Origin of the sequence: Novipirellula artificiosorum (assembly GCF_007860135.1) — a bacterium.
GTDB classification, from domain to species: Bacteria; Planctomycetota; Planctomycetia; order Pirellulales; family Pirellulaceae; genus Novipirellula_A; species Novipirellula_A artificiosorum.
Window position 1 is genome coordinate 95,283 of record NZ_SJPV01000006.1, and the last position, 10,803, is coordinate 106,085.

The 10,803-nt window shown below is 55.5% G+C and carries 8 protein-coding genes; 3 read left to right on the forward strand and 5 right to left on the reverse strand.

What is annotated here, in order from left to right; genetic code table 11:
- Positions 1 to 320 precede the first annotated feature (320 nt).
- The 3 genes from Poly41_RS17290 to Poly41_RS17300 all read left to right on the forward strand — a co-directional run bounded on the left by Poly41_RS17290 (position 321) and on the right by Poly41_RS17300 (position 4,595).
- Entirely contained in the window at positions 321 to 1,109 is a 789-nt protein-coding gene (locus Poly41_RS17290; RefSeq protein ID WP_146527983.1) for a 3-keto-disaccharide hydrolase, read from the forward strand.
- A gap of 74 nt (positions 1,110 to 1,183) precedes the next feature.
- Positions 1,184 to 2,017 carry an alpha/beta hydrolase gene (locus Poly41_RS17295; protein ID WP_146527984.1) on the forward strand — a complete coding sequence of 278 codons (834 nt, stop codon included), beginning with the start codon at positions 1,184 to 1,186 and terminating at the stop codon, positions 2,015 to 2,017.
- 49 nt (positions 2,018 to 2,066) lie between these two features.
- On the forward strand, positions 2,067 to 4,595 hold the full coding sequence (locus Poly41_RS17300; RefSeq protein WP_146527985.1) for a beta-L-arabinofuranosidase domain-containing protein: 2,529 nt from the start codon (positions 2,067 to 2,069) through the stop codon (positions 4,593 to 4,595).
- A gap of 77 nt (positions 4,596 to 4,672) precedes the next feature.
- On the opposite strand, the gene Poly41_RS17305 is transcribed toward Poly41_RS17300, so the two are convergent.
- The 5 genes from Poly41_RS17305 to Poly41_RS17325 all read right to left on the reverse strand — a co-directional run bounded on the left by Poly41_RS17305 (position 4,673) and on the right by Poly41_RS17325 (position 10,795).
- The gene (locus Poly41_RS17305) at positions 4,673 to 6,022 is read right to left on the reverse strand and encodes a sigma-54-dependent transcriptional regulator (protein WP_146527986.1); all 1,350 of its coding nucleotides are present in this window, start codon (positions 6,020 to 6,022) and stop codon (positions 4,673 to 4,675) included.
- The gene (locus Poly41_RS17310) at positions 6,022 to 7,518 is read right to left on the reverse strand and encodes a sensor histidine kinase (RefSeq protein WP_146527987.1); all 1,497 of its coding nucleotides are present in this window, start codon (positions 7,516 to 7,518) and stop codon (positions 6,022 to 6,024) included. Before Poly41_RS17310 ends, Poly41_RS17305 begins: the two co-directional genes overlap by 1 nt.
- 298 nt (positions 7,519 to 7,816) lie before the next feature.
- Complete coding sequence (locus tag Poly41_RS17315; RefSeq protein WP_146527988.1) at positions 7,817 to 9,385, reverse strand: Do family serine endopeptidase; 1,569 nt, start codon at positions 9,383 to 9,385, stop codon at positions 7,817 to 7,819.
- A 372-nt stretch (positions 9,386 to 9,757) separates the two neighbouring features.
- Positions 9,758 to 10,141: a hypothetical protein gene (locus Poly41_RS17320; RefSeq protein ID WP_231615731.1), complete on the reverse strand. Its 384-nt coding sequence runs from the start codon at positions 10,139 to 10,141 to the stop codon at positions 9,758 to 9,760.
- Positions 10,142 to 10,216: 75 nt separating this feature from the next.
- Entirely contained in the window at positions 10,217 to 10,795 is a 579-nt protein-coding gene (locus Poly41_RS17325; RefSeq protein ID WP_146527989.1) for a hypothetical protein, read from the reverse strand.
- Positions 10,796 to 10,803: the final 8 nt, after the last annotated feature.

Below are 10,803 nucleotides of genomic sequence, written 5' to 3' on the forward strand. Positions count from 1 at the left end.
CCAGTCCTGCGACCGCGGCGAACGACGCGTCAAACGTGCAAGCTGGAAACCTGTCAAGCACTGTGCGTCGGACGCAGCGACCGCGGGTAGCCCAGGAATGGGCGAGCGGGAGTGGTTTGGCTTCTCTTGGGTGGTTAAAGCCCCACTAAATGAGGATAGTGCGATCTGCAGTCCTCGTCAACCATTTTCTTTCGGTGTAAACTCGGGCCGAGCAAGCAAACGGTAAGAGCGTCTTCAGACGATTTCACGAAAGATGAAACCTAAACTACCGATCGCTTGCACCCACCTTCCTGTCCCACATTGCTACTAGAGGAACCCCAATGTTCAAACGTGTTTGTTTGTCCCTATCCGTCGTTGCTGGTCTCTGTGCTTCGAGCGTCGTGAACGCCGAGGAATATTTGAACGGCATTGAATGGAAAACTCCGCCCGTTGTCACTCCTGGTGAAAACAATTCGGATCCGCCGTCGGATGCCGTGATCCTGTTTGACGGTTCGGACTTAGCCGAGTGGAACAACGGAGAGAACTGGAAGGTCGAAGAGGGATGTGCTGTGACGGGAAAAGGCGTGATTACCAGCAAGGCGAAGTTTGGTGATTGCCAATTGCACATTGAATGGTCCGCTCCGAACCCACCCAAGGGCACGGGACAGGGACGCGGCAACAGCGGTGTCTTTTTGATGGGCCGTTACGAGATCCAAGTGCTCGACTCGTACGAAGACGAGACGTATCGGGACGGTCAAGCCGGGGCGATCTACAAGCAAACGCCTCCGAGTGCGAACGCAATGCGACCACCGGGCGAGTGGAACACTTACGACATTTTTTGGACGGTTCCTAAGTTCGACGATGACGGAAACCTTGAATCGCCTGCATACATTACGGCAATGCATAACGGTGTCTTGATCTTGAACCATTTTGCTTTGCAGGGTGATACGCCTTACAATCGGCCTCCCAAGTACACCGCGCACGAACCGGTTGGCCCGATCGGTCTTCAAGATCATGGCAACCCCGTTCGTTTCCGCAATATTTGGGTGCGTGAATTCAAGCCTGCCGAAGGTGAACAAGTACGCGATCCCTACATCCGAAACGGCGACAAGGAAACTCCGATCAAATAGGTTTTTGGTCGACTGATGAATCACCGCCAGCGCGTTGCACTGGCGGTTCTTTTTTCCACCCACCGGCAACCCTGATGAACCGTTTTCTCTTTTTGGCACTCTGCTTGTTGAGCGGGTATGGTTTGGCGATCGCTCAAGAAGCCGCCTTCTCTTCAACCGCGTATCAGACCGAGCGGGATATCCTGTATCGAAGCGGCGATGATTTGACGGACTACATGACCGAGCGGTGCCGGTTGGATCTTTACTATCCGCGAACCGTCAAGGTTTTCCCAACGATCGTCTGGTTCCATGGCGGCGGTTTAACAGGCGGAAACCGCTCCATCCCAAAAGAGCTGACCGATCAAGGCGTGGCGGTGGTTGCCGTCAACTACCGGCTCAGCCCCAAGGTGCAATCACCCGCTTACGTGCAAGATGCTGCGGCAGCGGTTGCTTGGACGTTCAACCATATCGACCAGTATGGTGGTTCCAAGGATCGCATCTTTGTCAGTGGTCACTCAGCGGGCGGCTACCTCACCAGCATGCTGGGTTTGGACAAACGATGGTTGGCCGCTCATGACATCGATGCAAACCAGATCGCAGGATTGGTTCCCTTCAGCGGCCACACCATCACGCATTTCACGGTGCGCAAAGAGCGTGGCATCGGTGGGACCCAGCCGGTCGTCGATGAAATGGCTCCGCTCTTCCACGTTCGTGATGACGCCCCTCCGCTGCTGCTGATTACGGGGGATCGTGACATGGAAATGCTCGGACGCTACGAAGAGAACGCCTACTTGTGGCGAATGATGAAAGAAGCCGGGCACGAGCACACCGAGCTATACGAACTTGAGGGGTTTGACCACGGCGGCATGGATGGCCCCGCCTACGCACTCTTGTTGCGCTTTGTTCAATCGATCAGCAAACGACGCTAAAGCAGTCCCGCCCAGCGTTTGAAAACCCCCCGCCTAAGAACCTATCTCAATGATCCATCGCCTCCTACTTGCCCTTTTGGCCGTGTTGGCCGTCCTTTCTACGCCACAATTCGGTGTTGCGGAAACCCCCTCGGTCACTTTCGTCACTCGTCCGTCGATTGACCAAATCAACCAGCATTACGTCAGCAATCGTGTTCCCTTGGTGCCCAGTTCACTGATCGGGCTTCCAGTTGGATCCGTCGAACCGGACGGTTGGCTCCGTGTCTATTTGGAAAAGCAACGAGATGGATTGACGGGAAATTTGGGACGAATCAGCGCCTGGCTGCAAAAAGACGATAACGCTTGGTTAAGCAAAGATGGTAAGGGCAAATGGGGCTGGGAAGAGCTACCCTATTGGCTGAAAGGCTACGGCGAAATCGCCTATCGATTGGACGATCCCGAGATGATCGCCGAGACAAAGATTTGGATTGAAGGTGCTCTGAATTCACAACGGCCAAACGGTGACTTCGGTCCCGACCATCGCATGAACGACGGCTCTCGCGATTACTGGGCCAACATGATCATGCTGTACTGCCTGCAATCGTACTATGAATATGCTCATGACGAGCGAGTGCTCGACTTGATGGCCAAATACTTTCACTATCAAGGGTCCGTTGCCGACGAAGCGATGTTGACCGGTTACTGGCAACACATGCGTGGCGGTGACAATCTATACAGCATCTATTGGCTGTACAACCGCACGGGCGACAAGTCGTTGTTGGAGGTGGCCGAGAAGATGCATCGCAACACCGCCGATTGGAGGATGAACGACACGCTTCCGAATTGGCATAACGTCAATGTTGCTCAAGCGTTCGGCGAACCGGCAACCTACTATCTACAGACTCATGACCCGCAAGACTTGCAAGCGGCATACAACAATTTCCACGAAATCCGTCGACGCTATGGGCAAGTCCCCGGAGGCATGTTTGGCGGTGATGAAAATTGTCGCGAGGGTTTCGATGATCCAAGGCAATGTGTGGAAACCTGTGGAATGGTCGAGCAAATGCTCTCGGACGAACTGCTAACACAGATTACGGGTGACACGTTCTGGGCGGACAACTGCGAAGACGTTGCTTTCAACACTTACCCAGCAGCCGTGATGCCCGATTTTCGCTCGTTGCGTTATTTGACCGGCCCCAACATGGTCATCAGCGACCAACAGAACCATCATCCAGGAATCGATAACGGTGGTCCGTTCATGATGATGAACCCGTTTAGTTCGCGATGTTGTCAACACAATCACTCGCACGGGTGGCCGTATTACGCCCGCAACTTATGGGCCGCGACGCCGGACAATGGTGTTTGTGCGTCGATGTACTGTGAAAGTAAAGTGAACGTGAAAGTCGGCGATGGTACCGAAGTCACGTTGAGCGAACAGACGCATTACCCTTTCGATGAACAAATCCAGATTACGGTCAACACGCCCAAGCGAGTGACGTTCCCCTTGTACATGCGGATTCCGGCCTGGTGCAACGATGCGCAGCTCAGCATCAATGGCGAAAGGATCAACGCCAAACTTTCCGGAGCTGGTTACGCAAAGATTGATCGCACTTGGAATGACGGCGACAAGGTCACGCTACGGCTGCCGATGCAGATTCGCGTTCGCAATTGGAAACAAAACCACGACAGCGTCAGCGTCGACTTCGGCCCGTTGACGTTTTCGCTACGGATTGATGAGCAGTACGTCAAGTTCGAAAGTACCTCGACCGCCATCGGCGATTCCAAATGGCAAGACGGTGTCGATACGGCCGCTTGGCCGTCGTGGGAAATCCATCCTCAGTCGCCTTGGAATTACGGATTGGTTTTGAACGCAGACGACCCCAAACGGTCCTTCGAACTTTTGCGTGGGGAATGGCCGGCAGACGATTTTCCGTTCACGCTCGATTCGGTCCCGTGGTCCATGCGGGTGAAAGCCAAGCGGATTCCCCAGTGGACCGTGGACCGGCATGGACTGTGTGCCGAATTGCAGGACAGCCCGGTCTCGTCCCATCAGCCGATCGAGACGGTGACGCTGGTCCCCATGGGGGCAGCCCGACTTCGCATTTCTGCTTTCCCGGTGATTGGCGAAGGGGAACGAGCTCACAAGTGGACGGCGCCGGCAATTCCCCAGCCGCCGCTGTACGATGCCAGTGCATCACACGTCCACGGCAGCGACTCGGCGGATGCGATGTGTGACTCGCTCGAACCGAAGCGTTCTGGGGATCAAGCAACCGAGCGGATGACTTGGTGGGACCACCGCGGCAGCGAAGAGTGGGCGCAATACGATTTCGCAGGTCCGCGTGAGGTGTCGGAGGCGTCGGTTTATTGGTTTGACGATACCGGCAAAGGAGAGTGCCGTGTTCCCGCGTCGTGGAAATTGCTCTACCGCGACTCGGGCGAATGGAAGTCCGTGCAGCTGATGGACCGCTCCAAGTACGGGACCCAGCAGGATCAATTCAATGTTGTCGCGTTCAAACCGGTGACGACGGATGCGCTGCGGTTGGTCGTCAAACTGCGTGACGGCTTCTCGGGCGGCGTGTTGGAGTGGAAGGTTCGCTAAACGGTTGCTTGGCATCGTTTCTTGTCGATGCCGTGATCCCTGATTGCGAGGGGAAACGAGACGTTTTCTGGACGCTGCTACTTCAGCTTCCGATACAACGTTTTGCGATCGACTCCGAGAATCTGTGCCGCTTGAGTACGATTTTGGTTGACGGCGTTCAAGACATGATCAATGTAGCGTGCTTCAATCTCTTCGAGTGACACCAGTTCAGTGGGATCGTCGCCACCGATAAACACCGATCCGCGACGAAAGTCGCAGATTTTTTCGGGCAGGTCATCTACTGTCACCGTATCGTAACGCGTCAATGCCACGGCCCGCTCGATGACGTTTCGCAGTTCTCGCACGTTGCCGGGCCACGAGTATTCGAGCAATTTTTCTGCCGCAGGCTCGGCAATCCCCAATATCGGCTTGTTCGCCTTCGCCGAAAATTGATGGATAAAGTGATTCGCCAACGCCAAAATATCGGCGCCTCGAGATCGGAGCGGAGGCAAGTGCAATTGAATAACGTTGATACGGTAAAACAGGTCCTGGCGAAAACGCCCTTCTTCAACTGCCGCTTCCAAATCGCGGTGGGTCGCTGCGAGCACGCGGACATCGAACGCAATCTCACGGTCGCTGCCGACAGGCCGTAATCGGTTCTCTTCGAGTGCTCTCAGTAATTTGACCTGCATCGACATTGGCATGTCGCCGATTTCATCGAGCAACAAGGTGCCGCCCTCGGCTTCGAGAAACAACCCGCGACGGTCGTGGCGCGCATCGGTGAAGGCGCCACGAGTATGGCCAAAGAGTTCGCTTTCCAGCAGCGTTTCCGACAAGGCGGTGCAGTTGACCGCAACGAAGGGTTGCTTTGACCTCTCGCTGTGTCGATGAATCGATCCTGCGACCAACTCTTTGCCTGTTCCACTTTCGCCGGTAATCAAAATCGACGCGTCCGACGCAGCAACGCGGAGCAATTGGTCATGCAGTCGTCGCATCGGCTCGCTCTCGCCAAGCAGTTCGCCAGCTCCGAAACCCTGCGACGACTTCGATTGCAGGATCCGGATCTGCCCTGTCAGTTTGCGTTTTTCAATGGCTCGTTCGACCGCAATGGCAAGCACCTGCATCTCGACCGGTTTGGTGATGAAGTCGTAGGCACCGCTGCGGATCGCTGAAACCGCAGTGTCTAAACTGCCGAACGCCGTCATCACGATCACGGGAACATCGGGACGAAGTTCAGCAATTTGTTGGCACAGCTGCAATCCCGTCGTGCCAGGCATGCGGACATCGGTCAACACCACATCAAATTCAGTATCTCGAATTTTCGTCATTGCGTCGGCGGCGGACTGACACGACTCGGTTGCGATGCCACGTAATTGCAGTGCCGTTTCCACCAATTCACACATGCTTTGTTCGTCATCGACGATTAGCGCGCGTCCTTCCTTACTCATCAAGTGTCTCCCTCGGTTTCCGATGCTTTGGGACGTGATGGAGCCGGCAGATAGATCGTAAAACAACTTCCGGCACCCAGTTCACTTTCGACCTCAATTCTCCCACCGTGCTCCTGAACGATTCCATGCGAAATGGAAAGTCCTAACCCGGTTCCTTGTCCGATGTCCTTGGTCGTAAAAAAAGGCTCAAAGATATGCTGTTTGTCTTGTTCACAAATTCCGGAACCATTATCCGATATGGCGATCTTCTGGTAGCCGACATTCGAATCCGCGTGACTCAACGAGATCGTGATGGTTCCATCCTGCTCGATCGAATGAATCGCATTGACAATGAGATTCATCAGCACCTGTTGCATCTGGCTGGCATCCACTTCGGCGATCAGCGGATGGTCAGGTTGAACAAAGTCGATACGTACCTTCTGCTTGGCCGCCAATGGTTGAGCGAGGCTCACGGTTTGCTCGATCAGTTCGCCGAGAGGATGCGCGGATCGATCGGGCGTGCTTTGCCGTGCAAAATCGAGAAGTTCGCGAATGGTTTTGGTGATCCGATGGGCTTCCGATTGAATGGCCATCGCGCTCTCCGCAATCACCTGCTGCTGAAGTTGGCCGGCTGCGATCAATTCGGCACGGCCGCTGATGACATTGAGCGGGGTTCCGATCTCGTGAGCAACGCCCGCGGCTAACCGTCCGACGCTGCTCAACCGATCGGAATGTCGCAACTGTTCGACCGCGACGATTCGCGATTCCGTTTCCGCTTCCAAGCGAGCACGTTGGTTTGCCAATTGATCGCACATCGTATTGATCGCGGTGGCAAGACCGCCGAGTTCGTCGTTTGACTTCAACTTGATCGGATCGCCAAAGTCCCCGTTGCCCACCCGCTCGACTTTCTCGATCAAATGATGCAAGGGCCGGCCAACCATGGCAACGCCGCCGATCAGGATCACAACGCCGGAAAGGGTTGCGACCCCAAGCAGTGCCATGATGGAAGAAAGCAAGGAACGGTGCAGGCGGGCGTCGGCTTCCGTATCGGGTGCTGAAATTTCAATCCCCTCACTAATGCCCGAGGCAGGATCGACAGACTCTGCGTTGGAGACAAGCGGCACGTAGGTGTAGATCGTATGCGTCCCGGTCGGGTCAGGCATACGGACCGTCGTGACCTCTTTGGTCGTTACGATTAATTCGCGGGGAACCAACGGTTTTCGGTTTTCAGCAAACGGTTCCGTGGTCACCAGCGAATCAAACTCAACCAACCGAATCCGCATATGACGCACTTGGCTGGTGGACCGCGAGATCACCTGTTGCAGTTGTTGTGCATCCCGTTGTTGGATGGCTTCGCGAAGCGATGGCTTGAGCGCCGCGGCTAAATCCGACGCGTAACGTTCGTGTTCCGCGAGTGCCAATTGACGATCGTTGCGGATCGTCAGATAGGCGAACAACCCGACAATCAATAGCAGTCCGACAAGAAACAGCAGAATCAGTTTGGCAGCGAGTCGCATGACCAATCACGAAAAAGAGGGGACGAATCGTTAGACCGTTGGTGCGGAGAGGGTGGGGAGTGTTTGGAATCGTCCGGTCCACCCTACCGGCGCATCCGCCGCGTCAAAAACAGCAGACAAGCTTCTGCTTGTTGACCGAGTTGATTGTATCGAACAAATCAGAAGCCTGCCGCCAAGAAACGAGAGCGGTTGGCGTTGGACTTGGAGGGGGAGAGAGAGTCCAGACGCCAACCGCTTCGATGAGACGCCCTGCGACGAAATCACGGGCGATGCTGCTGCGGTCTCAGTAGCCAGTCGGTTACGACTTGATCACGACGAATCGCGAACCTTGGTCACTGCGAACCAGCAGCAGCACGCCGTCCGCTTCCTTCTTACGATTCCTGGCTATCGCCGCTTCGAAATCCTCAACGGTTTTGACCCCTTGACGATCGACCTGCGAAATCACCATGCCTGGTGATAACCCCGCTCTGTCGGCTGGGCTACCATCGGCGACCGCCGTCACGACCACGCCTTCGACCCCTTCCACACCAAGTTGCTCTGCCACATCCGCATCGACGGGCGCGATTTCCAGCCCGAGATTTTCCATCCTTTTGCTTTCGGTCGGTCCACCCCCCGCGTCCATCTGGGTTGCAAAATCACCGGTTTGCTCGGCCGCTTCGAAGGTCAATTCCATCTTCTTTCCGTCTCGGACGACTTCAACCGTTTGCCTGCTGCCGATCGCAGCCCGTTCGACGATCAGTTGCAAACCTTGCGGCGTCGAAACCGGTTCGTCCCCAAACCGCACAATCACGTCGCCAGATTTCAAGCCTGCCTCTGCCGCTGGCGTGCCCGGGAACACGTTGGTCACCACGACACCTCCGCGAGGCTTCACGGACAGTTGTTTCGCCAGATCCTGTGTGACGGGCTGGATGCCGACACCCAAGTACGCTCGTTTGACGGTTCCCGTTGCGACCAATTGATCGCCAACCCAATCCGCTAAGTTTGAGGGGACCGCAAACCCGATCCCTTCGTTTCCTCCACTGCGTGAATGGATCGCCGTATTGATGCCAACGATTTCACCACGCAGGTTCACCAACGGTCCACCACTATTGCCTGGGTTGATGGCAGCGTCGGTTTGCAGAAAGTTTTCACGTGCCGTGATGCCAATGCCGCGATGCTTCGCGCTGATGATCCCAGCGGTCACGGTGCTTTCGAGTCCAAACGGTTGCCCGAGCGCGAGTACCCAATCACCGATTTCCACTTGATCGCTGTCGCCCATGATGGCGGCAACCAGATCCGTTGCTCCGTCAATCTTGACCACCGCAACATCGGTTTTCGGATCCGTCCAAACATTCGTGGCAACAAACTCACGACCGTCTTGGGTGCGAACGATCACTTCGCCGCCGCCAGCAACCACGTGGTTGTTGGTCAAGATGATCCCGGAGGGATCGATGATCACGCCGGACCCAATCCCGGCACTCGGGGTCGGTTGGCCTCCGGGGCTCCGCTGGGATGGCATTTGGAAGCGACGTCCCTTGAACATCTCGTCGCCAAACATGTCTTCGAAGGGAGTTCCCTTGAAGGGGTTTTGTCCGCTAAACGGATCACTTGAAGGGCGAACGTTTTGTTTTGCGTTCCATGCGACCGAAGGCCGGTTTTCGATGGCAACGACGGCTGGCAGAACTCGATTGGCAACCGTGCGAAACGCGCTCGACAGCGAGTTTGCCGATTCGATCGCCTGTGCTTGTTGTGGCGATAGGTTTGCCAACGGATCTTTGATCGTTTGGTCCGCGCTGACGTAGGCAGCACCGGCAAAAAGTCCAACCGAGGCGGCAAGGCCCAAGCCAGCGGTCGCCAACTTGCGACGTTTGAGATTCGTATTCTTCATTGCGATGGTTTTCCTAGGGGGAAGAAAAAAAGGAGTGGTCGATTCCAATCGCGACCGCAGCGGTTTTCATCACCCGTTCTGCGAATCAGCGAGTGCTGACGCAGTGGAATTGCACACAGCGTGCCAATCGAAGAAACCTTGCAACTTGCCGTGTTTTTCCGCTTCGCAGAGACGGCCCGACGAGGCAGAGTGCCTCGGTGGGGCAGAATGCCCCAGAAAGAAGATGCGGCTGGCGTTGATGTTCAAGCTTTCGCTTGCTGCCGCTTCATTAGGATGCCAAGTCCTTCAGCTTGACATCCTCATTCGCTCCACACACGTCTCGATTGCCCGAAGGATTCGGACAGTCCGAAGGCGTATTTTCCTCCGCGTTCGCTACCAAGGGCCACGCACGTAGTAGACGCCGAATTGATCGGTGTGACTTGGCCAATTTGGAGTGGCCCGGAAACTGCCGGGTTGCGCTGCGCCCGGTGAATTCGCACTGCGGCCGAATTGGTGGTGAATCGGATACATCAAGTTTTGACTGACACCCCACGAGAGCGTTTGACGCATGTGCGCCGTCGGGGGGACAACCAACGCGGTCGGTTGGCCATAGTTTTGATAGTAGTACCCACCATGCCAGGGGCGATTGGCCGCAAAGTTTTGTTGCCAAACTTGCGTCATCGCATACGGATCGCCCGCAGCCACTTCGTTGTGGTTAGAGAAACATCCCGCCAAGGTCGTCAGTAAACCAGCGGTGAGAAGGATACGTCGAATCATGACTATTCTGCCGAAGAAAAATTTGAATGGGGGTGAGAGACGATTGAAACCGAGCGAACGTTTCGTGCCGGTCGGCTATCGAGGAATCCGCAAGTAATTCCAATAGAAGTTGCTGGCGGCTTGGCGAACCGGAGGACTCCAATAAGTCGCTCGAGTGCGATTCATACCTCGACCATTGTCATAGTAATTGTGGAATCGGTTCTTGTGCGAATAAAGCAATTCTTCGGGATAGAAAGGCTGGTACGTAAAAAACGTATGCCCAACGTTCGGCGGCACAGGAACGGGCGACAAATACATCTGAGCGTTGGTTCGGTTGCAGTTGCCTTGGGTGTAGTTGTTGTAGAACAGGTCCGGTTGACCGTATTTGCGTTCCAGACAACCGATTCCATCACCGTAATCACCGACGTCGTAACCACCAAGGCCCAATCCATCGCGACCCAGGTCGCCCACATAGCTGCCCGATCCGCAATCGCCTGACGGGCAAGATCCCGATTCGGTGGATCCCGAACCTCCAACCACGGTATCGCTGACGACATGGGATTCGACGATGCGTTCTCCCCGGCCGAGCCTCTGGGCCGCTGCCGAACCCGATGTCGTGGCAATCACGGCCAAGGCAGCCGTGCAGGCAATCGTATGCATGAAATGACGTTTCATCCTGCGGT

Coding starts and splice junctions, on each gene's coding strand:
- Poly41_RS17290 (WP_146527983.1), top strand. CDS start 321: ATGTTCAAACGTGTTTGTTTGTCCCTATCCGTCGTTGCTGGTCTCTGT.
- Poly41_RS17295 (WP_146527984.1), top strand. CDS start 1,184: ATGAACCGTTTTCTCTTTTTGGCACTCTGCTTGTTGAGCGGGTATGGT.
- Poly41_RS17300 (WP_146527985.1), top strand. CDS start 2,067: ATGATCCATCGCCTCCTACTTGCCCTTTTGGCCGTGTTGGCCGTCCTT.
- Poly41_RS17305 (WP_146527986.1), bottom strand. CDS start 6,022: ATGAGTAAGGAAGGACGCGCGCTAATCGTCGATGACGAACAAAGCATG.
- Poly41_RS17310 (WP_146527987.1), bottom strand. CDS start 7,518: ATGCGACTCGCTGCCAAACTGATTCTGCTGTTTCTTGTCGGACTGCTA.
- Poly41_RS17315 (WP_146527988.1), bottom strand. CDS start 9,385: ATGAAGAATACGAATCTCAAACGTCGCAAGTTGGCGACCGCTGGCTTG.
- Poly41_RS17320 (WP_231615731.1), bottom strand. CDS start 10,141: ATGATTCGACGTATCCTTCTCACCGCTGGTTTACTGACGACCTTGGCG.
- Poly41_RS17325 (WP_146527989.1), bottom strand. CDS start 10,795: ATGAAACGTCATTTCATGCATACGATTGCCTGCACGGCTGCCTTGGCC.